At 43.9% G+C, this 26,041-nt stretch carries 22 protein-coding genes; 11 read left to right on the forward strand and 11 right to left on the reverse strand.

Features of this window, described 5'->3' with window-relative positions; genetic code table 11:
• Nucleotides 1-704 (reverse strand): hypothetical protein (locus K0778_RS28620; RefSeq protein WP_373467744.1); only part of this gene is annotated, 704 nt, incomplete at its 3' end.
• 193 nt (nt 705-897) lie between these two features.
• Between K0778_RS28620 and umuD the strand changes: the two genes are divergently transcribed.
• Together umuD and umuC are read left to right on the forward strand one after the other, a co-directional pair.
• Entirely contained in the window at nt 898-1,332 is a 435-nt protein-coding gene (gene umuD / locus K0778_RS18905; RefSeq protein WP_000111290.1) for a translesion error-prone DNA polymerase V autoproteolytic subunit, read from the forward strand.
• Nucleotides 1,316-2,575 carry a translesion error-prone DNA polymerase V subunit UmuC gene (gene umuC, locus K0778_RS18910; protein WP_042634445.1) on the forward strand — a complete coding sequence of 420 codons (1,260 nt, stop codon included), beginning with the start codon at nt 1,316-1,318 and terminating at the stop codon, nt 2,573-2,575. Before umuD ends, umuC begins: the two co-directional genes overlap by 17 nt.
• 45 nt (nt 2,576-2,620) lie before the next feature.
• Here umuC and K0778_RS18915 read toward each other — a convergent pair whose 3' ends face one another.
• On the reverse strand, nt 2,621-3,430 hold the full coding sequence (locus K0778_RS18915; RefSeq protein ID WP_000031377.1) for a DsbA family protein: 810 nt from the start codon (nt 3,428-3,430) through the stop codon (nt 2,621-2,623).
• A 349-nt stretch (nt 3,431-3,779) separates the two neighbouring features.
• On the opposite strand from K0778_RS18915, the gene K0778_RS27760 reads away from it, so the two are divergent.
• The gene (locus K0778_RS27760; protein ID WP_223677324.1) at nt 3,780-4,148 is read left to right on the forward strand and encodes a hypothetical protein; all 369 of its coding nucleotides are present in this window, start codon (nt 3,780-3,782) and stop codon (nt 4,146-4,148) included.
• Between the two features lie 59 nt (nt 4,149-4,207).
• Here the strand turns inward: K0778_RS27760 and K0778_RS27765 are convergent, their stop codons facing one another.
• The 3 genes from K0778_RS27765 to K0778_RS18935 form a co-directional block, all read right to left on the reverse strand.
• Complete coding sequence (locus K0778_RS27765; RefSeq protein ID WP_001424629.1) at nt 4,208-4,468, reverse strand: hypothetical protein; 261 nt, start codon at nt 4,466-4,468, stop codon at nt 4,208-4,210.
• A 195-nt stretch (nt 4,469-4,663) separates the two neighbouring features.
• On the reverse strand, nt 4,664-5,056 hold the full coding sequence (locus K0778_RS18930) for a hypothetical protein (RefSeq protein WP_000843244.1): 393 nt from the start codon (nt 5,054-5,056) through the stop codon (nt 4,664-4,666).
• Nucleotides 5,057-5,080: 24 nt separating this feature from the next.
• Nucleotides 5,081-5,830 carry a thioredoxin fold domain-containing protein gene (locus K0778_RS18935; protein ID WP_000720274.1) on the reverse strand — a complete coding sequence of 250 codons (750 nt, stop codon included), beginning with the start codon at nt 5,828-5,830 and terminating at the stop codon, nt 5,081-5,083.
• Between the two features lie 147 nt (nt 5,831-5,977).
• Between K0778_RS18935 and K0778_RS18940 the strand changes: the two genes are divergently transcribed.
• Both K0778_RS18940 and K0778_RS18945 read left to right on the forward strand, forming a co-directional pair.
• The gene (locus K0778_RS18940; RefSeq protein WP_000494967.1) at nt 5,978-6,517 is read left to right on the forward strand and encodes a lytic transglycosylase domain-containing protein; all 540 of its coding nucleotides are present in this window, start codon (nt 5,978-5,980) and stop codon (nt 6,515-6,517) included.
• A gap of 130 nt (nt 6,518-6,647) precedes the next feature.
• A complete protein-coding gene (locus tag K0778_RS18945) occupies nt 6,648-7,166 on the forward strand; it encodes an HAD domain-containing protein (RefSeq protein ID WP_015059500.1) in 519 nt (172 codons plus the stop codon).
• A gap of 107 nt (nt 7,167-7,273) precedes the next feature.
• On the opposite strand, the gene K0778_RS18950 is transcribed toward K0778_RS18945, so the two are convergent.
• The 6 genes from K0778_RS18950 to K0778_RS18975 form a co-directional block, all read right to left on the reverse strand.
• Entirely contained in the window at nt 7,274-8,563 is a 1,290-nt protein-coding gene (locus K0778_RS18950; protein WP_001284752.1) for an HNH endonuclease signature motif containing protein, read from the reverse strand.
• A gap of 180 nt (nt 8,564-8,743) precedes the next feature.
• Nucleotides 8,744-12,697 carry a conjugal transfer protein TraG N-terminal domain-containing protein gene (locus tag K0778_RS18955; RefSeq protein WP_046788498.1) on the reverse strand — a complete coding sequence of 1,318 codons (3,954 nt, stop codon included), beginning with the start codon at nt 12,695-12,697 and terminating at the stop codon, nt 8,744-8,746.
• Between the two features lie 8 nt (nt 12,698-12,705).
• Nucleotides 12,706-14,121 (reverse strand): IncHI-type conjugal transfer protein TrhH, encoded by a 1,416-nt coding sequence (gene trhH, locus K0778_RS18960; protein ID WP_001257292.1) that lies wholly within the window; start codon nt 14,119-14,121, stop codon nt 12,706-12,708.
• Nucleotides 14,111-15,157: a thioredoxin family protein gene (locus K0778_RS18965; protein WP_000196728.1), complete on the reverse strand. Its 1,047-nt coding sequence runs from the start codon at nt 15,155-15,157 to the stop codon at nt 14,111-14,113. Before K0778_RS18965 ends, trhH begins: the two co-directional genes overlap by 11 nt.
• A 593-nt stretch (nt 15,158-15,750) precedes the next feature.
• Nucleotides 15,751-16,263: a hypothetical protein gene (locus K0778_RS18970; protein WP_001140953.1), complete on the reverse strand. Its 513-nt coding sequence runs from the start codon at nt 16,261-16,263 to the stop codon at nt 15,751-15,753.
• A gap of 1 nt (nt 16,264) precedes the next feature.
• Nucleotides 16,265-17,065: a hypothetical protein gene (locus K0778_RS18975; protein ID WP_000004209.1), complete on the reverse strand. Its 801-nt coding sequence runs from the start codon at nt 17,063-17,065 to the stop codon at nt 16,265-16,267.
• Between the two features lie 758 nt (nt 17,066-17,823).
• Between K0778_RS18975 and mobI the strand changes: the two genes are divergently transcribed.
• Genes mobI through K0778_RS19005 form a run of 6 tightly spaced genes read left to right on the forward strand, consistent with a single transcriptional unit; the run spans nt 17,824 to nt 26,041 of the window.
• Entirely contained in the window at nt 17,824-18,309 is a 486-nt protein-coding gene (mobI, locus tag K0778_RS18980) for a conjugative transfer protein MobI(A/C) (protein ID WP_000071885.1), read from the forward strand.
• The gene (locus tag K0778_RS18985) at nt 18,306-19,043 is read left to right on the forward strand and encodes a hypothetical protein (protein ID WP_000128631.1); all 738 of its coding nucleotides are present in this window, start codon (nt 18,306-18,308) and stop codon (nt 19,041-19,043) included. The genes mobI and K0778_RS18985 overlap by 4 nt, the downstream gene beginning before the upstream one ends.
• Before the next feature lie 9 nt (nt 19,044-19,052).
• The gene (mobH, locus tag K0778_RS18990) at nt 19,053-22,199 is read left to right on the forward strand and encodes a MobH family relaxase (protein WP_001011151.1); all 3,147 of its coding nucleotides are present in this window, start codon (nt 19,053-19,055) and stop codon (nt 22,197-22,199) included.
• Nucleotides 22,199-24,283 carry a conjugative transfer system coupling protein TraD gene (traD, locus tag K0778_RS18995; RefSeq protein WP_046788497.1) on the forward strand — a complete coding sequence of 695 codons (2,085 nt, stop codon included), beginning with the start codon at nt 22,199-22,201 and terminating at the stop codon, nt 24,281-24,283. The genes mobH and traD overlap by 1 nt, the downstream gene beginning before the upstream one ends.
• Entirely contained in the window at nt 24,283-25,392 is a 1,110-nt protein-coding gene (locus K0778_RS19000; protein ID WP_046788496.1) for a hypothetical protein, read from the forward strand. The genes traD and K0778_RS19000 overlap by 1 nt, the downstream gene beginning before the upstream one ends.
• Nucleotides 25,379-26,041 (forward strand): DUF4400 domain-containing protein, encoded by a 663-nt coding sequence (locus tag K0778_RS19005; RefSeq protein ID WP_000718549.1) that lies wholly within the window; start codon nt 25,379-25,381, stop codon nt 26,039-26,041. The genes K0778_RS19000 and K0778_RS19005 overlap by 14 nt, the downstream gene beginning before the upstream one ends.

Raw genomic sequence — 26,041 nt, forward strand, 5'->3', positions numbered from 1 at the left:
CTCAGCATTTTATTATGGTGATCCCCTGGGCGAAATGCGCCTGGTAAGCAGAGTTTTTGAAATGTAAGGCCTTTGAATAAGACAAAAGGCTGCCTCATCGCTAACTTTGCAACAGTGCCCTTGTGCAAACCTACCACCCAATTCCTGGAAATGGACGAAAGTTCATGCGCCAGTTCACGACAGCATTCAGGCGTAAAAATACGTATGGGTCCTGAAGTACCGATATCAACAGACATGATAAACTCCAGAATGTTGCCATGGCATAGGTTGTTTCTCAGCCTGACAATTTCTGCTTCAGGTGTTCTCCCGGCTGCTACCTTAACCAACATATCCTGCTCGGCTGGAAATGAAAGTAATTCTACCGGCACCCCTTCCTGCTTGGCCTTTCTCAGTAAGGCATTACTCATTACGGAGATACCCTCCAAGTCCACCAGCTCAGGAGCTGCATGCTGATCGTTAACTGTTGGTTTCAGCATCAGCGACTTCAACGTAACCATGAGTGATGTTTCAATCCCGTTCAGGAAGCTCGTACAGGCCGGTATCCATAGTTCGTGATGCAACGCCTCGGTTGCTTGTTTAAAGAACCAGTCAATCACGGGGACAGTGTGATAATCATAATAGTGATTTATCTCGCTGAATCTTGACATATAAGCATCGTACTCAGCCTGGTCTTCAGGAGATAAAAAATTTGGTGGGAGGGGCATCAGAATCCTTTCATCCTAGCTTGTATACCTTCTTCGTAGGCCAGCTCGCCATTATCGGTAAAAGATGGTTTTTGGTGTTTGTGACAAAGCTTAATTTTTCGTCAGGCTCGATAGCGTTACCGGAGAGATTTGATCTTTTCTCTGTAACTCGCAATACTGTTTATACATACAGTATGAGAATTCGAGTGTAGCTATGTCTGTTATCCTTGAGCACATTAGCAACAAGCCTTACGAAATGGCACCTTTTTTCAGTGATTTACTGAGCTGTGGAGTGATGAGTCCGTGCGCCGGGCATGAAGATAATGAATTAAATTTGCATGAATATGTAGTCCGTAACCGCCCCTCAACCTTCTTTGTCAGGGCGGCGGGCCTCAGTATGATCAATGCCGGTATCAATGATGGCGCTATTCTGGTTGTGGATCGGTCTTTAACGGCACGACACGGCTCTATCGTCGTTGCGCTGGTGGATGGAGAGTTCACGGTAAAGATCTTACACACGTATCCTGAGCTGCTTTTGATGCCTTCTAATCCAGCCTATAAGCCGATACGTGTAAATCCCGAATCCCTTGAGATATGGGGCGTCGTCACCTTTGCACTGAATCAGTTTAGCCATGTACATGCACGTTGATATTAACGGGGCCTATGCGGCATTTGAGTGTGCGATGGATCCCAAGCTGGCAAAAAAGCCGCTCATCATAGCCAGCAATAACGATTCGTCCGTCATTGCAATGAATAAACTGGCTAAAAGCGTTGGTATTAAGCGTGGGACCCCAATTTTTAAGTGCAGGGATTTGATTCAGCAACACCAGATCGAAGTCCGGAGCTCTAACTTTACTTTGTATGAAGACTACTCAAATCGCTTCCATGAAACGCTGGAAAGCTTCGCGCCTCAATCGAGTCGATATAGCATAGATGAAAATTTCATGTTATTGAAAAACATGAACAAGATAATAGATTATGAAGATTACGGCCGGTTGATCAGAAGTACACTTCTTCATAATCTGTCCCTTACCTGTGGTGTGGGGTGTTCAAGCACCAAAACCCTGGCTAAATTATGCACCTATGCGAGCAAACGATGGGCAGCTACAGGCGGGGTTGTAGTTTTGACTGATCAGGCCAGGATCAGGAAGCTCCTGGGCCTTATCAGTACCAGAGAAATATGGGGTATTGGTCAAAAGATCAGTGAACGCCTGTCGGCTTTCGGGATCATCACTGCCGGTGATTTTTATAATAGCGACGTTCGCTTTTTACGTAAAAGCTTTGGCGTTGAAATCGAGCGTACCTGGCGGGAACTGCATGGCGAACCATGTTTCCGGCTGCATGAATCCCCTCCTGTCCGGCAACAGATTATCGTTTCCAGAAGTTTTGGTCAGCGCCTTAATGAGATAGGCAAGCTACATGAGGCAGTTTCATTTTTTACCGCCCGGGCGGCAGAGCAGCTGCGCAAGGATGGCTCGTGGACCCGTCAAATCACAGTCTTCATTCAGAGCAGCAATTATGCGCAAGGTGAAAACCGCTACAGCAATTGTGGTATCGAGCCGCTTACCGCTACACAGGACACCCGCGATCTGGTTGATGCAGCCATGACCATCCTGAACCGCATTTACAAACCCGGGATAGCGTATGCGAAAGCTGGGGTAATGCTCTCCGCTATGACTGACGGCACAGAGCAACTCAGCCTGTTTGATGAGCGCCCGGCCAGGCCTGGCAGTCAGGCACTGATGAAAGTTATGGACCGGTTCAATAAAGAAAAGCGCGGAGCTCTGTTTTTGCTGGGGGAAGGCATTCAACAGGATTTTCGTATGAAACAGGCCATGCTATCACCGAGATATACGACCCGCTGGGATGAATTACTCGTTGTAAAAGCGTAGCGGCCATGACCGGCATGGCCGTACTCATCAAAAGTGAAAGTAACTTTAGGCCCCGCGAGCTTTTTCGATTGCGCCCTGCAAAGTTGCTGCGTCCATAGCCCCGGGGATAAATGTGGTAGTCGCCGCATTCGGCTTTTTCATATTCATAATGATGAAGCCGGGTGTGCCGGTGATCCCAAGCGCTTCGCCCAGCTGCATGTTGCCGGAGATCACGTTTTCATATCGGTTTTTTTCCCTGTCAGAAAACGTGCTGTTAAACCCTGACTTATCCACCACAGTATTAAAGTCGCTGAGTTCGAATTTGCGTTGAGAGGTCATGAAGGTATGAGCCACAGCCATCAGGTTGTTGTGGTATTTACGATAGGCTTCAGCACCGAAATTCTGATAGACGTGCAGACCCGTAGCGGCCCCCATGGCAGATACAGGTTTTGAACCGGCAAAAATCGGGAATTCTTTAAAGAAGAATTTTACATCTTTGCTCTGATTCATTACCGATTCAACAACAGGTGTAACCCGCATGCAGTAAATACACTGATAGTCGAAGAACTCGATTACCGCGACGTCGGCGTCATCCGGGCCGATGTTTGGCGTCTCCTTGGTATCCAGCAGAGCTGGCGCATATGGAATTATTCGTTCCACTGAGGCACTTACGTTCTGATTTTCCAGCGCCTTACCTGCTTCCACTAAATAATGGGGATTTTTTACCAGGTAAGTAGCGGCAATTTTGCCAATTTCTTCCTCACTGAGCACCTTCGGTTTAAAATAAGTTGCCGCGATTAACGCCGAGGCAGCGGTAGCAATTACCGCAGAAATTAAAATCGTGGCCATCGGTTTTAAATAAAATTCTTTAGACATAGCTACCTTTATGCTTTTCAGCCTGTTAGTTATTAACCTGCGATGGATTATACTGGCCCGGTAAATCGGAATTATTCGTGAAACAATGCTTTTTGGAGATTAAAGGATGATTAGGCAGGGCTTTATACTCACAACCGCAATGCTTTTGAGTGGTTGTGGATATCATTTCGCAAACCAGGTAGATGCGTACGATCTAATGCCTCGTCCTGTTACAAATAAAAGGTTTCAGATAGTCCCTCCGGACGAAAGTATTCAGTCCAGAATGTTTTCAGGCCGTTTTGCTGATGGATTAGCAAAAAAAGGAGTCATTATTTCCACTCACCAGCCAGATTATGTGCTCAGGTTCCGAATGAGCAGCTCACAGGAGAACATGCAGTATAGCGAGCAGCTTCTTACTGGGGTGACAGGCTACGTTGTAGATAAAAAGACAACGAGAACTGACAAGCATGGCGAATCGCATACTGACTATGACTACAGGCCGGTCGATGGGGTAATAGGCACTGAGACGATGTCGCAGATGCACTATATGCGACAGCTGGATGTCGAGGTATACCCGTCAGCGAAAGGAGCAAAGCAGGTTCTGAAAGTGAGTATGCAAAGCAATGCACCTGTGCCGTCAGACAGCATTGCTTATTCAGCAATGATCGACGCCTTTACTGATAAATTTGATGCGCCGCTGCGTTCCGGAAATTATGTTGCAGTGATCCCCTGGAACTGAAAGCAGACGGCGGGAAGAGAATGTTCAAAAGTGACTTTTGGACACGCACATAAACGTGGCTATCGCCCTCCCCCATTAAAATCATAAAGTCGGTAAAGATCGCCCATCGTGATGGAATTGGGCTTATTAATGATTAGATACTGTAACTGTTCTTTATGTTGAGTACTGGCGGCTGCATTCATAAGCACTTCCAGGTAGAACTTGTAGCCTATGCTTCGCTCTGAATACATATACTGGAACTGCATCAGTAAAATGCCTGACATAACATACAACAGCAGCAGACTGAGTAACACAGTGCTATCAGGCTGTTCCAGTGCCATACTGACATACCCTGAACCCAGAATGCACAGAAGCCAACCCGTCATTAGAGCAGGCACCCTACGACTCAGACGTTCATAACAACGTTTTATTACGGGATCCCGGAGATACTTTTTGTCAGGTATCCCCGTTGCCCTGATGACGAAGTTACTGAGTATCGACATCTTTTTTCCTTCTGGACGCTCTCAGTCAATAAATCAGGCCAGGCGCTCATTGAAAGCTACCACGAGCTGCGAATCGGGATTTTTTACCAGTTCGGGCCGGATAACTTTTAGTTGCCTCGTTGGGGCGAGCTCATCTGTAGGCCTGATGGTGGTATTACCCGGCCCCTTGCGGGTACTGTCGGTGTTTACCTTGAGCTTTTTATTTCCCAGGTAGCTTTCCATCTTTTTAGAGATGGTGTCACCTGTGGTCGCAACACCAGAGAGTTCCTTTAGTTGTTCACCTTGATCCATTTGTACCGATGACATCAGAAATACGATTCCTGGATCGTTTTCCGTTCCACAGGCTCCGTACTGACATTGTGCAGCGAAAACGGGCTGTACACCTACAGCAACCAGCATTAACGTACTCAGTAAAGTAGATTTCATACACACCTCTTACAGTCGGAAAAGTTACTTTTGCGCAGCGCCCATTTGGGTCACCAGGTTTTCCGGGCTCAGCCACCCCGTAAATAACTGCGGTTTGCCGCTTAGTGTCACCATGGTAGGAGTACCTTGCAGCGGGATTGTTGAGGCCACCTGGAAATGCGATTTGATAATGTTTAAGCAAGCCTCATCAGGACGTCCTTCCGGGATAGTTGAAACCGGATTCATCGCTGCATCCAGAGCTTCGTTTGGCTTTGCTGAACACCAGATTTTGGCCATGTTCCCGGCTACTACCGAGTTCAGTCCTGCACGTGGGAATGCAAGAAACTTAATCGAAATACCGGCATCAAGATAAGACTTCAGATCATGATGCAGTTTTTGGCAGTATCCACAGGTTATATCGGTAAAGATAGCAAGCCGGTATTTTTCGTTTGGTGATTTGTAGTCGATGGATTTTGTTTTGGATGCGAATTCCCGGACGCCCATTAAAATGGCCTGCTCAGTGGTGTTTACCACATCTTTACCTTTCACGTGGAATAAGCTTCCGGTAAAAATGTAATCTCCGTCTTTGCTCACGTAACTTACCCCCTCCCTGGAAATCACCGTAAAAATATCTTTTACTGGCGAGGGTTCGACGTGCTCGATTGAAAGCCCAATGGCTTTGAGCTTATCCCGGGCTGCATCTGGCAGTACCATTGTATTAACCGGCTCGGCATTCATCGTGAAGGCGGTACTTAATGAAAGAAGTAATACCGATGCCTTAATAATTTTTTTCATTTATGCTCCTTGAATCGAGCACTAATATTATCACGCCCAAAAATTCCAGAATTTTGCTTAAACGCTTAAATCAACGGGTAAAGCCGAAAGAAAGTCGATAGATATATGGGAGAATAGATAAAACGTAGATTCAGTGGAGAAATCGTTGTGTTTACACCACCAGCAGATGATGTGAAACCTATTCCCGTTCCTGATGAGATTTACACTCAGTGCATTACGGATGCCGCCCGCTTCTTCGGAATTGATGCCGAACTGGTTTTTACGTTGTTTGACAATGAAGGCGGTAAGGTTGGTACTTTCAGCAGGAATACTAACGGCACTTATGATATTGGCCCGATGCAGATCAACTCATCCAATCTGCCTGAAATAAAAAAGCATTTCCCGACTGTAACGTGGCGGGTTCTGGCTTACGATGCTTGCGCTAGTTTCTGGGTTGGAACATGGTGGCTCTACAGAAAAATTGTTGATCGCAAGGGCAATGTGTTTGAAGGGATTGCAGATTACAACAGCAAAACCCCAAAGGTACGTGCAAAGTACATATTTAACTTCATGGTAAAGTACAATCGCCGGATCCAGCAGCGTAACGGGATGGGTGAGCTTTATCAATGGACCCAACAACCTCCTCGATACAATGGCCATATAGCTAAAAATGTCCCGGAGCAAAACCCGACTCCTGTTGTTAAATAAATTCAACCTGATATTACAGAAGATCATCGAGTAGCTTGGGTACCCCCCCGCAAAAAATTCGCATAGACTCAGGGGTAATAAATTGTCTTTTTCTGCAAGAAATATATTTAAGATTCTCTCTTCTTTCTTGATGCAGAAAAGCCCTCTTCATGAAGAAGTATGTGTTCCTGAAGAAACAACAGCTGGTTTATGGGGCCCTCTCCCTGATTCGCATGTCGTGCTTTTCTTAGATTTCGATGGGGTTTGTCACAGGTGCAAAAATGAAACCTTTGAGCGAATGCCATTGGTGGAAAAATTACTGGATAAATGCCCTTCCATGGTGATTGTCATCTCCAGTTCGTGGCGTGAATGTGCCAGTATAACTTACCTGAAATCTCTTTTCCGGCTACCTTATAGAGACAAAGTCATAGGTGCTACCGATTCGGTATATTTAAAACCTAATCAGTCAGGTGTGCGGGCTGCTGAGTGTGAGGACTTTGTATTTTCACATCGAGTTAAAGCATTTATCTGCCTTGATGACGACGAATCATTATTCCCGGTCGGTTATCCACATTTGCAAAAAACCAATTATTACACCGGCCTCACCGAATCTGATCTTGCAGCTCTTAACACCAGGTATCATCTGCTTATGAAACGTTGGGCTTCCTGAATTAAAGTAACTTTTACGGAGAGCATGCCCGCATTATCAGTTCTATGCTTCTCCATTTCTGCCCCGGGTCAAAGCATTGCACAGTTGGAAGAAAACATGCCGGTCTCTTAAGCTTGCTGCTCAGTTTGGTTCCGGTGCTGAAAAACCTGCCAACGGTGCTTTAGGAATTCAGTATTGATGGGTTTACGCAGCGGCTTAATAAACTCTCCTTGATATGCCGCTAAATCATGATCTACCGCCAAAGCTTCAGCGAGAATGTTAACCTCCAACGTCACCGGATGAATGGCAATCATGTTTGCGTCGAAAAGATCGTGTATATCATGGCGTAAGAGCAACCCATTTGTATAATGGTCTACTCCTCCGTTACGATGCTCCATCAGATGAGCAGCCTCAGTGCGCTGGCGCAGTCTAGAGCCTGTAATCACACATTGGTCATAACAGTTGTTGCGGACGGCTTCTGCAAATGAGGCCTGATCTGGTCGTGTCTCGACAGTTGTCTTACTACCCTTACGCTTACCCGGTACAGTAGTTTCATCAGGAATATTCGGCTGAAGCTCCTTTTCTTCTATACCATCAGTCTTCATAGCGACCATAATCGCGGCCGGTGGAGATTTAGGCTGATCTTCCTGCGATCTTTCGCGGCCACCAACTGGATACCCTAGAAAACCCTCAATGATCTCTAGTGGAGGTAATGTAGCGTTTGAACGTGCATAAATAGCGAACTCTGCGGCACGTCCGCCGGGAATATATCTACGTACCAGTATTGGAAGAGAGGCTTCTTCATCTGGTTCCTCTTTTTCCGACAGGATTATTCGTTCGGTGAGACGGGCTGAATTTTTTTTCATTTCACTCAACAGTCTATTGCGTTCTTTTACCTTTCGGTCATTATCCTCCAACATCTTACGATGACTAACCTTAGCCAGATGGTCTTCCAGTTCCTGTATATATTCGGGATCGATAGTGTCAATTAGACCGAACGCCATCAACCGCTCCCCCCTTGTTTTACAAGATTCTAGCCGAACGCGAATGTACTCCTTACGCTTGGCCATCAAATGTTCTTTTTGTTTTTTTTCTCGAATTACACGGAGCTGAGTATTGTAATTAGAATAAACGGTTTCGCTATTCTGCTCTGTCTCTAGAGCAAATTTTTGTAGGTGTTCACGTAGTTTTTTACGGGTATTTTTGGGGGCATGCATTACGGTACGCTCAATGTATGAGCCTGTGCAGCGTAAAGAAAGTACAGTTTCAGCATGGGAATAACCAGCATTGAGACGATAGCGGGCAATTTTAAGCAAATTATTAAAGTGTGCACCATTACATATACCTAGTTCTTCCAAGACACGACGTTCTCTATCATTAATAGATGGATGGTTAATATCTTTTACTTTGTTTGCCATGTCCTGTGTCTCAGTGCCTATTCAGCCGGAACATCTACTACATAAAGAACGAGATTGTACAGAAATCAGCTAAGTTTATGAATAAAAAAGGCCGCAAATTTATACTTTGCGGCCTTCACTGTTTAACACCATATTTTAGTAAATACGTTTAATTTTCATTAGGTTATATTTGAAACTCACCTACCTTTTATTTTCATTAAGCCACTGATCCGCTTTATCGACACGTGACTGGTAAGGCTCATTTGTGTTGCTCAGCTCTGACTTCATGTACTGAATGAATTCATCTGCTTTCTGAGGCCCAAAGCGTGGGTCATCCGTCAATTGCTGCCGGATAGCCCTTTCAGAGTTCTGCGCTGCATTCGCATAAGTCGAAACGCCGTCGCTGCTAATACTCTGATACCGGTCACTTACAGCTGCGACGCCATCAGACATCTGCATGTGATTAAGGACTTTACCCTGGAGAGAATCAGGCATATTTGCAGGGTTAGAGGCATCATTTGCTATCGATGTCTGGGTTTGAAGGATGCCCGCTCCCGTAAGCATCTCATTTACCGGTTTCGCCCCAACGCTGGTTAGCGTATCCGAAACAAATTGCTGGCCCCCGAGTAGCGCACCAGAAATCGCGCCCCGCTCAGTGTTGGCCTCTATCTTTTCCCCAACCAAGCGATCTGTGACGGTCTGAGTGCGGTTACCAACGAGACCACCGCCCGACCCACCCTCTCCTAGGTTTGCCCGTACGACTGACTCAAGTGAACCATCAGCTCTGTTATGAGTGTTGAAACTGCTATGGATGCTCTGAACGTCATTCATACTCCAGTTAACGTTATAGTTACCCAGTTCATTAAGGATCTTCTGGGTATCCGCTTTGAGCTGCTCTCTTTCGGCACCGGTAGCCATGGTGCTGGCACCATAGGTAAAGACAGCTTGCTGTGCCAATTCAGCTCGCTTATCGTCCCGGCTTAAGTTCGGGTTGTTGGCAACACGACTAAAGTAGTTATCAGTGTTATTAGATAAGCCACGAACTTGACCGCTCTGATACATACTGTTCAAAGCAGTGGCTCGTTGATCCATTCCATCACCAACCACCCGACCTCCGGTAGCCTTTTCCAGATCGTTAAATGTGCCTTCTGCATTTCTGACATCCTGACCTGAATTGACGACTTTCTCTACACCCTGATTATTCAGTACAGGGCCATTCGTTTTGAGAGAATTGAGCACATTCCTTTCTTCATCAGAATAAGTGCGGCCCACGTTGTTGTTATGTATTCCCTGAATATCGCCTTTGCCCGCGTTATCAAGGTTATACGGAGTAAAGCCAGCTTCACTTTTTCCAGGGACACGCTGAGTCGCGTCCTGAGCGTTGGAGGAAAGACCGAGTTTAGCCTGCGAATCAACACTTCCACCCAGTTCCCCTACGCGTGACGCACTCATCACGCCAGACGTATTTACGCTGTCAGGAGTTCTATCCTGTGCCTGAGTGATAGTATTAATTCCTGACCCTTCGCCTGAAATTCTGTCGAGCTGATTGGTGATAGGTAGCAGCTGCTGTGCATTACCACCGAAGTCGGAAACCAGACTTTTAAGCAGGCTGGAGGTTTCACGGAGATCCTGTTTATTACTTTCGGCCGTCTCTCCCCGGGCGGTATCAATCGCAATTTTTTGCTCACTGAAATCTCGTGTTGCAGCCACAAGCGCGTCAGTACGTTGAAGCTGCGAACCAAGCTGATTACTGGCCTTGAAGGTATCGTTATAGGAGTTGAATTTCTCCATAAACGCATTCTCATCCAGCCCATTCTTACGAGCAAAATTCCTTACATCATCATCACTGAAGTTTTTGTTGCGAATAGAATCGGAGAACCTGTCCAGGTTAATGCTTTGTTTAGAATCAAGGCTCATTCCACTATTGGAGCTGGCGTTAGTCGATACCGATGTAGAAATGTTTTGCGCCATCGTCTGTGTCGCCTGGTTCATTTTCGACGATGCTTCTTTAAACGCATTAGTATTGGATATCTGATCGCTGCTTACCTGAGACGCCGCTTTACTGAACTGGTCAGTCAAAGCAGAATCCTGGCTAAGCTGATTCGTGATTGCTTTTGAAAGGTCATTTGAAAGCGAGTCACTGCCTGTATTGGTCTTAGATGCGCCGCTACTCAATTGCCCTGCTACAGCTGCTTTCAGCCCGGCTCCGTTGCCAGTTCCAGCACCTCCATTAAGCCCAGCGTTTAGAATAACATTTGAAGCAATGCTGGCCATCTGAGACGCACTCACCCCATGTTTCGTTGCAATACCTTCTGCTACAGAGGCACCAATCTTATCCGAGATCTGCTTCATTGTTTGCAGGTTGGTTGAGAACTGCTGGCTCGACTGTCCTGACCTTCCAATTTCACTCATCTGACTGTAACCAGCCTGGAATGAATTACTTGCCGCACTCATAACTGATGAGGTTACAGCTGATCCTTGCCCCTGGCTGTTAGCGATACTTGAACCAGCATTCCACATTCCAAGACGGAAATTACTTGAATCAACTGCGCCGCCATCGCTGTATCCCTGACCGGTACTGGTCAAGGCGGTTCGTGTCACGTCACCAAATGAAGATTTACCGCTGTTAGGGCCATCCCATACTTTGGGCGTTACATGACCAGTATCCACCGGCGCATCGGGGGTCACTCCCTTAACCGCATTCATCATCGGGTGAATCGACTGTGTCATCAGGAATAATGTGAGTACCGGAATCAGAGCATAAAGCGCGGAAGCAACAGACAGGTATGAACTGTATGTTTCCGCAAGCCCTGGGAGCCCCATCCACGTGACGGCATTATTCTGGCTGTTGAGGGTGCTCCAGGTATCCAGATCGGCCGTCGCGACTTTCTTCACATACGCGTTGACCATTACTGCCGTAAGCGGCCACATATTCACGAAGAGAATAAGTTGCAAATATTTCGCCGCAGCGGCAACACCATTACCACCTAACGCCAGCAGCATAAGCAAAGCAAATGGAGCAACCATGTAAGCAAACATCTCAAGGAATGCGATTGCTGCTCCAGACAGTTGTAACCACAACTGGCCCTGTGAAGCCATTGTGTTGGTTCGCTTCAGAGAAGCCTCAAACAACTGCATATCGGAAGCCAGACTGAGTGGGGTCTTATATTTGCTTGCGCCATTTCTGAGCTCATTCATTATGAACAGGTTCAGGGTGGCGTCATACGAACCAATAGCCTTACCGTACATACCATTTGCTGACGCCATAACATCAGTAAAACTTGCGCCGGTAGGTGCACCATTTGCTTCGTCTGGAGTAAGGATGCCGTTTGTCTGTCCTATAAGGGAAATAGTCTGGCGAGCTTCAGCTGTACTGGTAACCTGTTTCACAGTTGACCAGACCTCATCACACGTACCAGATTTTGAACCGTTAGCGCCAACAATACTGGCAGAGGCATTCTTCAGTGCGCCTTTCATCGCCTGATTAATCCGGTCCATGCTATCTGCCAGATTAGCTGAGAAAATATCGTTAAAAATAGTTTCTTTACCGGCAATATTTGCGCTTGAGTTTTGGGTAGCCTTCAGGCAGTTGTATGCAAGAGACTGAACGGTAGCACATACGTTCATTGGCCCTAGCCCGCTGGCCGGTTCAGGAAATGCAGAACAGTAGCCCTGGCTATCGCCGCCCCATTGCAAAAACTTCACGAATCGGATCATCGGACCGAGGGTGATGTCATCGTCCAGAGTTGTTGCAGACAGGTCCACCGGAGAAAGCGGATCAAACGCAGTTTTATAATCCTTCAGCAAACCCTGGCTTAAGTTAGTGGTGACGGTGGCCATCGCAGCAATAAAAATTGGAATTCCGTCGACGTTTCTGACCTCTCCCGACTTTACAGATTCAATAGTTACATCCACTCGAACCATTGCCATCATGAAAAGGATCAACCCCAAAAACCAGGAGAAAAACGGTAATTCATTTTTGGTCGGAGCCTGAAGCCATAGCCACGTTTTATAGAATAGGCTCACACCTGCTACAACGGCGGCCGTGGTCAGGAACTCTTTTACACCAGTATATTGAGAAAAGATTAGGGCAATACCGGTAAAAGCCGACCAGACAAAATCAATATCACCCAGGGTATATATGTTGTAATCCATGTCAGACCTCAGTTACGTGTGCCACGAATACTTTCAGTGAAAGCCTTCCGTTGCAGGCGACGGTTATCCCAGGTTGAAATGACGTCCGAGCTGGTACCGACCTGGCTGTGCGATAGCTCATAGGCGGCTTTAACCTGTTTTGAGAGATTGTCTGTTAATCGGTTGAGATCATCCCTTTTACCCGACAGCGACTCACTCGGTATGCTCATGGTTGAAATTTTGGCCTCAACCTGGCGCAACATGTTGATTACGAGGCTCGTCGCAGCAATAGTGCTTATGTCCTGAATGTATGCGTACCCTTCCGGTGCTTCGAATGTTTGCAAAGAGTCGATAATGGTCGGGATGCCGATATAGGAGATAATGCGTAATTCATCATCTGAAACACGAACGTCGTTGATGATTTTTTTCTGTACGTTTAAAAGAAGATCAGAAATGGTATCCTTCAATCCCTTAAAACCACCGTCATTAACTTCTGACATGACAAGGCACTGAGCCTTTCGTGGGGATGATGGATCTGGTGCCGGAGAACACTTGAGCATTTTAATTGATCCGCCAGCTGGTGGCCCCATGATGTAATCCGTGACAGTCATGGTAGACGGGCGGACTTCCATTCCCGCTTTTTCGCCTTTGCTATCCCAGTTGATAATGACAGTACCCACGAGAGACATAAGTTGTTCTGCCAATTTATAACCGGATAACTCCGTTACCCCTCCGATGTTCATTGTTCCCTTATCAATATCCATGAACGACATATAGAAGAGGTTACCACTGAATTTTTCAGCGAACTCTTCGGGATCCTTTGCTTTAACCTGAGAAGTGACAGCTTCAGGTGACTTTGTCATCGATGAGCCAAAATCAGGAATGAGACCATTAATCGATCCCAGAATTGAGGCTGGTCCAGAGCTAACTGAGTTAGCGAACTGGCTTGGCGTACCCACGTTTTCAGAAAGGAAAGAGTAAGTTGCATTGCATGAATCTTTCGCAAATTTATTTAGCGCTTGCAGTTTGTTTTGGATGTCATTAATCGTTGCAGCACAGTCAGCACAAATAGCTGAAACAGCAACGTTAAAAGCATAGATAGCCGCACCCTGGGCAATACCACGGGCCACCTGCACAAGCTGGTCCCCGTTGATCATGCTGAAGGACCCAAGAAAAACGTCAATACCATTACAACCGACAGAAGCTTTTGGAAACGACATGGAAACAAGGTTGGTATTAACGTTTGTTGTTCGGTAAGACATTGACCCGCCAACTATGCCTGTACGGGTTGCTGTGGAAAAGGTGGCCGGGCTGGTAGACGTCATCATGCCATTGAAAATGTTACGCATTGCGTTGTCTGCATTTGCAGTCGGGGCTAAAATTGCAGCACAAACAGAAAGAGACAAAAGTAACTTTTTGAAGTTGAAAACGGCATTACTGCGCATAAGTGCCTCCAAAACTGCCGCCAGCATTGAGATAATTGACCGGATCGGCCGTAGGCATGTCATAGCCTTCGAGTTTTTGGTCCATTATTTTTTGAAGTAAGAATGGGTCTGATTCCATTTCGGATTTATTAACGGTAATAACGCCATCATCACCGATGGTATATTGCCTTTTAATATCTAGAGTTGACTGAAACGAAGCGTCATCGATCAGATTCATGCCCTTCGCGGCAAGTATAATAGTGTTCTTTAATTCATCAGCGGAGATCATGCCTTCACTAATGCGCTGAGCTGATGTCCCATCCTTTGAAACCAGGAAAATTGTAGGTACCTCTCGAATTTTAAATTGATCAATAATTTGTGCATTGGGGATGTTAAAATCCTGAAAAAGGCCATTATGCAATGGCCTTCCATCCATACTGATTGGAAGAATATCTACCGAATAATAGTTCTGCATAAATTGAAGTATTTGGCTCTCTTCGTGGCAAAACTGGCAAGTACTCTGGAAAAAGAAAAATAAACCTGACTTAGTAAAGATATCTTTCATTACCGTTTGCTGATTTTTTTCAACAACAGTGCGGTGAGCATCCAGTGCCACCTTTTCCACTGGTTGCCTGCGTTTTTCAGACATCATCGGGTTTTTAAGAAAATAATCTTTTGATTTGTCAGAAAAACGCGTACTGATATCCAGCATTAACCTTTGCGCCGTGTAATAACGTGATAGATTTTCTGCGGTAGGGTTATCCATTGCCTGCGTTAACAGTCGAGGCATATTCTCTTTTAGCCATTTTGAATTTAAATCTACCTTTTCCTCTTTTGAAGGCGAGCTAGCAGCACCGGTTGGTGGCAAAACCTTTTCTTCTTCAGCTTCGCTTTTTTTAGCAGGATCGTCATACCAGAAGAAACCCTTCTTATAAGCCTGGCCTGATACAAAGGGCGTATCTTTTATTAGGGGTTGCTCAGGGCTGGCGTGGGCACCAGTAATTACCAAAGACATAAGCAAAACCATCTTTGAAGGCGCTAATGCAATACGAGTCATAGACCGTTCTCCTTTTCTGATGCGGTTATGATGGCATACAAAAAAAAGGTTAGAGCTCGTATAGCATGGTCGTTTTTATGTTGAAAAGGACGGAAAAGGAGTGCTGACTAAGAAGATAGTCTCGGTGATGGAAAGATCATCCATCTTGCACATTGTGAAAAATCCGGTGTAACAAAAACATGGTTTTATCGAATATCTAAAAGCAAATATTGCTTTGAAAACAGGTGTATTAAGAGCTGAAAAAAATCATCACCAGTAACGCTGTTTCTATATTTCAAAGAAGGAATAGCTAAGGATCAAAGAAGCGAACTTAGGCAAGAATATAAAATATATTAATTGAAAGCGATTAAGAAGTCGTCATGCATAGAAGGTTTTAGAGAACCTAAGTAGTTTTACGTTTTCAACAGAAAAAAAGGTGAACATTTTTTGGAACGAAGAAAGACTGTATAAAGAAAAATCAAATTATATCTTTACTTGTCAAGAGTTAATATTTAAGTTGTAACTAATATTTGATTGTAAAGCAAACAACAGAATTTGACTTAAGTCAATATTTAGATTCAGACAAGGCAAGTTTCGCGATATCTTTTTTAAATTTAATCTAATTCTTCTTGAGAATACCTCTCTATGGCTGAAGCAGTTGAAGATAATCTGCAACGTGGACAATAAGCATCATTTGTCACTGGCACAATGTATGGGCGTTTACATTTTTCGCAGGCACCTAGTTCTTCAATTTCTTTCATAGAAGTAAGGATTTCTATTATTTTATTAACTTCCGGTGCGCATACAAAGTATCCCAGATTATGAAGGACACTCATTATTCGGTTGAAGTCAATTTGCCGAAAACTCGCTTCCGGATTTATTGGATCAAAACCAAAATAGTTAACTGCGACATCAATAACAGCAGAAAAAGCTCGGCGGTTATCTGTGCGTTTGCTCCAGCCCCGGATACCTTTTTTGAGTTTTGTTTTTGCACCAGGCTCAAAATCGATATTTTCAGCAACATGATTACCGTACAAAATTCGTATTGTATTTTTATTTGCCCCAAGCGACATAGTCCTTGCTGCTCGCAATAGAGCATTAGCTTTTGTTTGATCGACCTTTGCCATATTAATAATCCTTTAACATAACTTTATTTGTTAAAGTGTTGAACACATCCTGACGGTGACTGGTGAACATAGTGTCATAACGTAATAGTTCCATCAAATCATCACTAACTTTTCCTAACCGGATGTCAGCAGACAATTCATAAGCCCAGGCAAAAACTTTCGTTTTAAGTGAAACACTCTCTTCAATATGCCCTTGTGAGAAAGCAATTGTACGTGGGAAAAGAACGACATCGTTAATTGTTTTTAACGATGAATAACCAATGTCTTTAATAGCATCAGCTGTAGTTGGTTTTAAACCAAAGAAAACACTTACAAACTCTGGTGCGAGCATTGAGATAAAGAACACCTGCATAAAGTAGTCATTCTGTATATCAACACATTTAGAACGCAACTCATGAATCTTCTTGGGATTATAGATATCCACTGTACCATTCAGAAAAGTCACTTTTTCACCGGCATCGTAAATACCATAGTCAATATCATTTGTATCATATTCACGAATTACATTGGAATCACCGTCCAAGACCGCAGAAAAAAACCTCTCCCATGTAATTTCCTTTCCGAGTGTACGCGGAACCAAAAAACTACCTGGACGTGTTTCCACTTCAAAAGCTAAATCAGCGGCTGTACTAAATCCTTTCCCAAATAGGCGACGCTGGAGAAGAGGAGTCCCAGTTTGATATGCAGAAGATCCATGCACAGGCAATAACATTAAAAATGCACGGTAACTACGAATAAGCGAAATCTCAGTGCGGAAAAGTTTACCGAGTAAGCTACGAGTTAAATTATCAGATTCTGACATGTGCTGATTGTCCTTGCGCCATTACAATTGTTCAAATCTTCAACATGGATTTTTTGTTAGGTGTTCGGTAGGGTGAAAAGTAACTTTTAGTATTTTCTTAAGGCTTGAATAAGCCTTAAATCTATCCCTTCAACCACACCGCTTACTTGTAACACTTTTTAACCAAACTGACCAGAATTTTATCAAAATTTCTTCGCATGCTAACGAAATGTGAAGCGATTAAAAAAAAACCTAAATCCAGCCCCTCCCAACGTTGGATTAGAATAACGACGTCTTTCACTGACCGTCATAAACTGACATTTTTACTTTTCATCAACCTCATGCTTACATAGGATCACTAAACAAAGAAAAGTGACCCTATGAATACCTCACATAGGGTCACTTATGTTTGAAAAGTGACCCTATGTAATGTCGTCATAGGGTCACTTTTTATAAAAGTGTCACTATGGACAAAGTTCCATAGGGTCATTTTTTTTGGAAAAGTGGCACTAGATATATGTATAACTTTAATAGAGCAATGCACATTATCAAAAGCAATAATCCACAATGGTCATTCCCTCAAAAGTAACTTTAGAGGGTAGCGATGGAAGTGAGGCTAAACTCGCTGTTACTGTTTCTGAAGGCCCCTCCCGAATGGGGGAAACAGCGAGTGCATTACATCTGTTCAATTCCCTCATCAAAGAGCATTCAAAAATCTTCTGTTCGTGAAAAAAAACGGAAATTTCCTCCGGTATAGTAATTTCACATCAGGAGGCGTCATGAGTAATTCGAATCTTATAAGTTCTATAGAGCTAACACGTAAAAATTTACGTGCTCAGATTGAAGGTTTGCGTGTTGAGGCTGAAGATCTCATTACAAAATACTGGATCAAGTGGAAGGAACGAAACCACCAAGAGATTAACCTTACCCGACATAGCAAAGTTCCAAAGAGGGAGTATCTGGGTTCTTACGCACCAAAAGTTGAGCTAATTGGTAATGCCAGAAAAGTAACGATCACTTGGCATCAGTTCAGCCCTTATAAAACAAGAGCGCCTAGTCACATGTCAAAACGGGTGCAACCAATGAAAAGTGGAAAATATTCTAAGAACTGTTTTGTAAACCATGCCAGCTGGGAATACGAAATGATTTCTGAAACGGAAGCATTGCTGGAGCCTTACAGAGAAATGCTTGAGCTCTATCATTCAGCATATATCGAACTTGGACGAAAAATCCGTCAATACTCAAAAACTAAGGTGGCACAATGACCGACGCAATTATCACGGACAATGAGCGTATTAACATTGAACCAAAAGATGTAATGGTAAAAGGTTCAAATAAAAAGCAAGGCGTAAACGCTCAAACTTCTACTCAACGTAGACCAGAGCACCAGGGTATGGCCAAAGTTATTATTAACCCCGGCACCCCAGATTTTAACCGGTTTTTAACTGCCAGAAATGGAGCAGTCATCAGAGGTTTTGATGATGTGAGTATCGCTATTTCCTCTCTCTTTAAAACGGTTGATGCAGTTAAACATCCTGACCTTGTTCAGGCTATTCAGGATTGGTTCAACGAGCTGCATGAAGAAAACAATAAGATGAAAGAAAATCTTGTTGCTTATATTAAGTCAATTGAGTTCGACAAGAATGACTCATTCATGTCATCAACTCAGTTTGTACCTTTCAGTTTTGAACCAGTACAACTCAACTTCAATAACCACAACACCATGAGGTTTTACAAGTACATCTTCGAGATGAACCAGCTCATGAACACAATGTATGAGTACAACTCATTGGGTTTACTGGCTGTAAGCGACTATCCGGTTATGTCTCACAACATTATAAAGAGTATTAATTTATATGTTGAGAATGTGAAAAAGACTCTGAATGTTTCTCGCCGTAAGGATGGGCCATACAGTCCAGCAGAGTTCATCACCAAAGTAATGCAATATAAAAGTGTGCAGGCATACATTGCAGCCGAACTGTCAGGCAAACGTCGATAAGGTATGATGATGAATTTCAGGGCGCTGTATTTATGTATTAAACGGATTTTGGGGATATTCTCATCTCAGGAGAATGATGCAACCTCTGTAATGATTGAGGATATATCAAGCCTCTCTCCTTTTGCGCAGATTCTAGGAGATCAGAAGTACACTGTTCCTGATCATCCAAATCCAGAAGTCCTGAAATTCATCGAGTATCCAACTCGTCCGACGGGCATACAGACATTTAATGAACAGTCAATCCTGTCTCTGTATCGGGAAAAGCTGCACTCAATTTCAATGATGTTAGCTATCAGCGATAGCGACATCAGGGACGATGCATATACATTTACTAATTTAGTATTAAAGCCCTTGGTTGAATATGTTCGCTGGATACATCTTTTGCCAGCTTCCGAAAATCATCATCATAATGGTATTGGTGGGTTACTTTCTCACAGCCTGGAAGTGGCCATACTCTCTTTAAAAAATGCGCATCACTCAGAACTGAGACCAATCGGATATCAAGATGAAGAAGTAGTCCGTAGAAAAGTATATCTCTATGCTGCGTTTATCTGTGGTTTAGTCCATGATGCCGGAAAGGTTTACGATCTCGATATTGTAAGCCTGAATTTAGCTAGTCCGATCATTTGGACGCCAAGCTCACAAAGTCTTCTTGACTGGGCACGTGAAAATGACGTGGTTGAATACGAAATCCACTGGCGAAAGCGTATTCATAATCAACATAATATCTGGTCCAGCGTTTTCCTTGAGCGAATCCTAAACCCGGTATGTCTTGCATTTTTGGATCGGGTAAATAAAGAACGTGTTTATTCAAAAATGATCACCGCCCTAAACGTTTATACTGATGGGAATGACTTTTTGTCTAAATGCGTGAGGACCGCTGATTTCTATTCTACTGGTACAGACCTTAATGTTTTACGTGACCCTATCATGGGTCTGCGTTCTAATGATGCAGCAGCAAGGGCCATTAGTACCATCAAGCACAACTTTACCAGTATCAATATCAACAATTACAATGCTAAGCCTATGCACATCATTATCGTAAATGGTGAGGTATACCTTAACGAGAACGCATTCCTTGATTTTGTTCTCAATGATTTCGAATTACATAAATATAACTTCCCTCAGGGAGAGGCTGGTAAGACGGTATTGGTAGAATCCCTAGTTCAACGTGGTTACGTCGAGCCCTATGATGATGAGCGTGTCGTTCACTACTTCATTCCGGGTATCTATTCGGAAAACGAAATATCAAACATCTTTAGAAATGGGATAGGGAAACTAGAATTCTATAACCTTCTTAAGCTAAGGTGGATTGGTTTAATCTTTGATTCCTATAAAATCCCTGACTCAGTGCCGGGTCTTTTTAGCGTTAATGCCAATAAAGACTTTATTTACATTGACGAGCAAAAAACAGTTACTGAATACAGAAGACCAGTGCCCGGTCGGGACGCTATAACTAAAATTACTGATACTGTTGAGACGGCTGTTCTTAAGGTTAATGATTTAGGCCGCTCCACTGCCTCTATTGATGTTGATATACATTCTAAGAAAAATGAAGGCTCATCCGACGATTTTGAGAAGAAAGCCGAAAGTGATAATGAAATTGATAATGACACGCAGATAGTTAAATCTGAGGGTGAGGAAGCAGCTGATCCTGTCATTCCTGATATAGAAGAAAGTGAAGATGAATCGGCAAAGGACACGGAATCCCATGTCCTGGTCAACCAACTTCATGAACTCCTTTTAAGCGCTCCACTTTCCAATGACTATATAGTGTGTGTAGATGCTGTCCCCTACCTCAACATAGATGCCACTATGGCATTGCTGCCGGGATTAGATGAAAAAGCATTTAGTGAAGAGCCCTATTTCCAACTGACATTCAGAGAAGGCTCTCTCGATGGAATGTGGATAGTAAGGGACATTGACGATCTGCGTTTAGTCCAGCTCGGCGATAACTGCGCCGGGTTCCAGCTCACCTATCATGAGCCAAGAAGGCCAACAACTTTAAAGTCACTTTTCAATACTTCTATGTATCAGGCATTAGTGATTAATGATGAGTCTTCTGTTGAAAACTCTGCCCCACGTCCAAAGCAAACGCTTGAGCTGCCTCCCCCACGTGTAAATGCAGTCGAAGAACATTCTGGCGACGTGGAATATCATGGAACCGATAGTGCATCCGCGACTGGTCCGCTGAAAACTGAGGCTGTGGAATATGAACATTATCAACATCTTTTTGAGGAAGAAGATGAAGAGCATGAGATCATTGATTATACCGATTTCACACAGCTTAGTGTTTCTCGGCCAGAAGTCGGTAGTTGTGCAACAAGCTCTTCGGTCCATAATGAAAAGCTTCTCCCCGAGCCGTCAGAATTACCAGAACTTAACCGAGAACAGAACGCTGATCCCCAGGGTACGATTGAACGCTCTATGGATGTTTCTGTAGGACAAGAAAACTCAGAACCAGATACTGAGGGTAACTGCCCACCACCAGCTGAAGTTGTGTATTCCCAGACCGAAGCAGCCGCAACCAGTGTGATGGCAAGTGAAGAGCCCGCCTTACCTCCTGTACTTGAAGAATCAAATGGAGAGCATGCGCCCACAGACGCTAAGGGGCATCATCTTTCGCCAGCACTGGCCAGACTGTTCGCCCCAACAGCACCGGTAGAAAAACAAAATCCCAAGCGCAACCGGAATAAATCATCGGACAAAGCAGAAGTACAAAAACCAGCATCACCTGTTTCTGGTCACAATCTGAACAGTAAAGTCTTTGCAACTACTGAATCAGACCAAAATGGTGAATTCTCGCTTATAAGCGAAGGTGACGTTACAGAGCTTGAATTTGTAGAAATTGCGTCAGTACTGCATCAAATTCTGTCCAAAATGGAGGTGGCGTTTAAAAGAAAGCGCAAAAACAGATTTATGGTAAGTACTCCTAATACTCTCTATCTGACCCAATCTTGCGTGGAAAAATTTGGGTCGCAGTTAGAGGCTCAAGATCTTTTCAATAAGCTTCCTCAGTACCTCGTTAATTCTGGTGCTGTGATCAATACAAAATGCCATGCATTTAACATGCCTACTTTGCTGGCCGCATCAGACCGGGCGAAAGTGGACATTGAACGAATTATCAATAACCTGAAAGAGGCTGGGAACCTATAATGTCAGATTCGAAGAGGACTAACCTCCATGCACAAGAGAATTTTTATCGGCCTATTCTTGAGTATCGTAGTGCCTCAATACTTTTGATTTGTTCGGTTTCTATGCTTTATATGGGACTTTCTTCAGACGGACTGGACATCGCCCCAATAGTTCTGTTCACCTCAATATTGCTTTTTTTGCTGTGCCTTTATCGTTGCAAAACAGCAGCGCCATTCTTGATGGCTCATTGGCGTGTATTCAAGCGACATTTCATGTTCGTTAGTCTTGATTCACTGCGTGTAATTAACAAAAGTAACTTTTTCTCCAATGAGCGAAAGTATCGTCAACTGGTTCAGGATTATCAAAATAAAAATAAGGATATACCCGAGCGAAAGTCCTATTTTTGTGATGGGTTTGAGTGGGGCCCGGAACATGCGGATCGGGCATATCAAATAGCTAACCTCTCCAGTGATAAACGTGAGATCGAGTTGCCATTCGTCTTCAACCCAATTAAGAGACATTTTGACGCAATGGCTCGTAAGATGGGCGGCAGCAATGCAATTTTTGCTGTGGAACGTAGGGAACCCATATTTGTAACTGAAGACAATTGGTTTGGTCATACTCTGATAACCGGAAACGTGGGTACCGGGAAAACGGTGCTACAGCGTTTACTAAGCATTAGCATGCTTCATCTTGGTCATGTTGTTGTTGTCATAGATCCAAAGAACGATGCAGAGTGGCGAGAATCTCTAATGGAAGAGGCTAAGACCCTCGGTCTTCCTTTCTATAAATTTCATCCTGGCCAGCCAGCATCTTCGGTCTGTATTGATGTCTGCAACACCTATACTAATGTTTCTGACCTAACATCTCGTCTTTTGAGCTTGGTGACAGTTCCCGGTGAGGTTAACCCATTCGTTCAGTATGCCAAGGCTCTCGTTTCCAATGTGATTTCCGGGCTTTCTTACATAGAGAAAAAGCCTTCTATTTATCTGATTCACAAGAACATGAAAAGCCACATGTCTATTGTGAATCTTACAGTCAAGGTAATGGAGTCATGTTACGCGAGATATTATGGTTACGATGTCTGGACCGAAAAAGTTAAGTACGTCGCTAACGAAACCTTGCCGGTACGTTTCAAGCGTCTCGCTGAATGGTTTACGGCTCATTTCATGAATTACGAGGGGTCCGAACAAATAGACTGGTTAGATACTGTTTCCCAGCTTATTGATTACTCAATGTCCGACCCAGAGCATATGGCTAAAATGACCGCAGGTATTATGCCTGTTTTCGATATGCTCATTGAAAAACCTTTAAATGAGCTTTTATCTCCTAACCCGAACTCAGTATCATCAAGAGAAATTGTAACAAGCGAAGGGATGTTCAGCACTGGCGGGGTGCTATACATTTCGCTTGATGGCCTTTCAAACCCCGATACAGCAGCTGCTATTTCTCAATTAATAATGTCAGATCTGACCTCCTGTGCCGGTAGTCGCTACAACGCTCAGGATGGTGATATGTCAGCTAATTCCAGGATAAGTATTTTTGTTGATGAGGCACACTCAGCCATTAACAACCCTATGATTAACCTTCTGGCGCAGGGTCGTGCAGCGAAAATTGCACTGTTTATTTGCACCCAAACCATCTCCGACTTTATTGCTGCGGCAAGTGTTGAAACTGCCAATCGAATTACGGGGCTCTGCAACAATTATATAAGCTTGCGAGTCAACGATACTCCTACTCAGACGCTTGTTGTAGAGAACTTTGGTAAGAGTGCGATAAGCACAAATATGGTCACTTATACGACCGGTTCAGAAACATCTTTGCCGCATAATAACTTCTCAGGTTCAATCTCAGAAAGAAAGCAGACAACTTTAGAAGAGAGTATTCCAAAGGATCTCTTGGGTCAGGTCCCTATGTTTCACATAGTTGCCAGGCTTCAAGATGGCAGGAAGGTTGTAGGCCAAATCCCTATTGCTGTTGCTGAGAAACAAATGAAGCCAAACACAACTCTGTCGGAAATGCTTTTCAAGAAGGCCGGAAAAGTTACTTTGCGTCAAAATCTCGATATCAAAAATCTTAATAAATTTCTAAGGAAGTTTCATTGATGGATGAAAAAATTGTCCTGACGCGCCAGCAAATTTTAAGCTCTGCACTAAAAGTCAGCAAATGTCGCTCGCTCGTAAAAAGGCGCTTTCAGTCTTTGGGTTTAAAGTACGCAGATTCTCAGGAAGTTCGAGATCGGCTAACTAAGATAGAAAAAAACGCGTTTCATCATTTGGGAAAATTTTGTCAGAGCAACGATATCGATTCCCTATTCTCCATGGCAAATACCCTGTCTGAGCTTTTCCTTTTAAAGGGAGAGTTGATCACGACTGATCCCTTTGGGGACCGTGAAACCAGCTACTGGTCGGTACCACAAGGTTCATGCCATGAATGGATTCAATCGCTGACCACCAGCGAAGGTCCTGAACGTAAATTCGTTAGTTTCCGTATTTCTTTCGATAACAATGACGAACGGTGTGATCTTGTAAAGAAGAATGCCCGTATGCTTGGTTGTTATCTTTTGCCTTATTTCGTCGATTTGACACGCACGGTGGGCGCATTCATTAATTTGCCAGGTAGTGTCTCTTTTAAACAAGTACAGCGCATCAAACCCCAGATTCATCCAGAAACAACACATAGTCATATAGTTACTATTGAGGACTCTCCCTTTCTTTCTCGGTTAAAATTTAAAATCATTACTGCCATAGATCGGCTTCCTGACCCTAATGGCCTTTATACAAACACCTTTAACAGCATTATTGACCGTGCACTGCTGACTCATCTCAAAACCGAACAGGAAAAAATAGATAGTCCAAGAGTCTGCAAAAATGTGATTTCGGCTTTTGCCGACTCAACTCTTTCTCTGCCGGTGTTTAACATCGGCCTAAACGAGCAGTACAGATACTGGACGCCGTGGGGCATCAACTTTATAGAATTTTCCCGCCAGGCCGCAAAAGTAAGGACCGCTGTATTTGTTCCTGATGTGGGACAGATCGAGTGGAAAAGCGCAGAGCATAAAGAACTGGCGGAGTTAAGCCTCATCGACCAAATCATACCTAAACAGTACCACTGGCTCCTGGGTATCCCGACGATGTGGCGTAACAACTATTGCAATCACGATCAGAGGCTAGCTCTTTTTCGTGAATGGAGGGAAAGCAATGGCTGCGGATAATACAAGCAGAGCAGCAGTGCTCAGAACAATGCTTTTTTTTGGCATGGTCATTTATTTTGGTTACAGCCTGGCTTTCCAGAATACTGAGGAGCTCAAATATCAGATTACTCAGGAGGTTAATGCAAGCCGGTCCATCATATCAAATGACCGTTGGAAGTCTGTTATTGCAAATAGTGAAGCGACTTTAAATTGGTTGGTACATGACTATAAGTTAATTGACTATCTGAATACTATTCTGATCCCTGACACCAAAAAACCAGCCAGAGGTATTAACATTGTTGCTGAAAAATTTACCTCTATTAATTACACTATGGCCAAAAACATACCCCTCTTACTTTATCAGTCCATTTTCCGGTGGAACTTAATCCTGGGGTGGCTAATCGTTTTTCTGCCCTATCTATTTGCCATGCTAGCAGATGGAATGTACCAGTGGAAATTGAAGAGGTACGTATTTGGTAAGGTTACAGTTCAGTTTTATCGTATTTGGTTTCGAGCATTTTGGGTGATCAGTGCTTTAACGATGGTCTACCTGGTCATGCCGAATATGTCACTATTTAACAATATCGCTCAACTTTTCCCACCAGTCGCTTTATTGATACTGGGAATTGCATTGAATCGCTTGTGGTCTAACTTTCAAAAACTCATGTAA

The sequence above is a fragment of the Escherichia sp. XD33 genome (genome assembly GCF_019375075.1).
GTDB lineage: Bacteria > Pseudomonadota > Gammaproteobacteria > Enterobacterales > Enterobacteriaceae > Enterobacter > Enterobacter flexneri_A.

Bases quoted from the DNA above. Each gene is read 5' to 3' on its own strand.
- umuD (WP_000111290.1), top strand. From the start codon at position 898: ATGTCTGTTATCCTTGAGCACATTAGCAACAAGCCTTACGAAATGGCA.
- umuC (WP_042634445.1), top strand. From the start codon at position 1,316: ATGTACATGCACGTTGATATTAACGGGGCCTATGCGGCATTTGAGTGT.
- K0778_RS18915 (WP_000031377.1), bottom strand. From the start codon at position 3,430: ATGTCTAAAGAATTTTATTTAAAACCGATGGCCACGATTTTAATTTCT.
- K0778_RS27760 (WP_223677324.1), top strand. From the start codon at position 3,780: ATGAGCAGCTCACAGGAGAACATGCAGTATAGCGAGCAGCTTCTTACT.
- K0778_RS27765 (WP_001424629.1), bottom strand. From the start codon at position 4,468: ATGGCACTGGAACAGCCTGATAGCACTGTGTTACTCAGTCTGCTGCTG.
- K0778_RS18930 (WP_000843244.1), bottom strand. From the start codon at position 5,056: ATGAAATCTACTTTACTGAGTACGTTAATGCTGGTTGCTGTAGGTGTA.
- K0778_RS18935 (WP_000720274.1), bottom strand. From the start codon at position 5,830: ATGAAAAAAATTATTAAGGCATCGGTATTACTTCTTTCATTAAGTACC.
- K0778_RS18945 (WP_015059500.1), top strand. From the start codon at position 6,648: ATGCAGAAAAGCCCTCTTCATGAAGAAGTATGTGTTCCTGAAGAAACA.
- K0778_RS18950 (WP_001284752.1), bottom strand. From the start codon at position 8,563: ATGGCAAACAAAGTAAAAGATATTAACCATCCATCTATTAATGATAGA.
- K0778_RS18955 (WP_046788498.1), bottom strand. From the start codon at position 12,697: ATGGATTACAACATATATACCCTGGGTGATATTGATTTTGTCTGGTCG.
- trhH (WP_001257292.1), bottom strand. From the start codon at position 14,121: ATGCGCAGTAATGCCGTTTTCAACTTCAAAAAGTTACTTTTGTCTCTT.
- K0778_RS18965 (WP_000196728.1), bottom strand. From the start codon at position 15,157: ATGACTCGTATTGCATTAGCGCCTTCAAAGATGGTTTTGCTTATGTCT.
- K0778_RS18970 (WP_001140953.1), bottom strand. From the start codon at position 16,263: ATGGCAAAGGTCGATCAAACAAAAGCTAATGCTCTATTGCGAGCAGCA.
- K0778_RS18975 (WP_000004209.1), bottom strand. From the start codon at position 17,065: ATGTCAGAATCTGATAATTTAACTCGTAGCTTACTCGGTAAACTTTTC.
- mobI (WP_000071885.1), top strand. From the start codon at position 17,824: ATGAGTAATTCGAATCTTATAAGTTCTATAGAGCTAACACGTAAAAAT.
- K0778_RS18985 (WP_000128631.1), top strand. From the start codon at position 18,306: ATGACCGACGCAATTATCACGGACAATGAGCGTATTAACATTGAACCA.
- mobH (WP_001011151.1), top strand. From the start codon at position 19,053: ATGAATTTCAGGGCGCTGTATTTATGTATTAAACGGATTTTGGGGATA.
- traD (WP_046788497.1), top strand. From the start codon at position 22,199: ATGTCAGATTCGAAGAGGACTAACCTCCATGCACAAGAGAATTTTTAT.
- K0778_RS19000 (WP_046788496.1), top strand. From the start codon at position 24,283: ATGGATGAAAAAATTGTCCTGACGCGCCAGCAAATTTTAAGCTCTGCA.
- K0778_RS19005 (WP_000718549.1), top strand. From the start codon at position 25,379: ATGGCTGCGGATAATACAAGCAGAGCAGCAGTGCTCAGAACAATGCTT.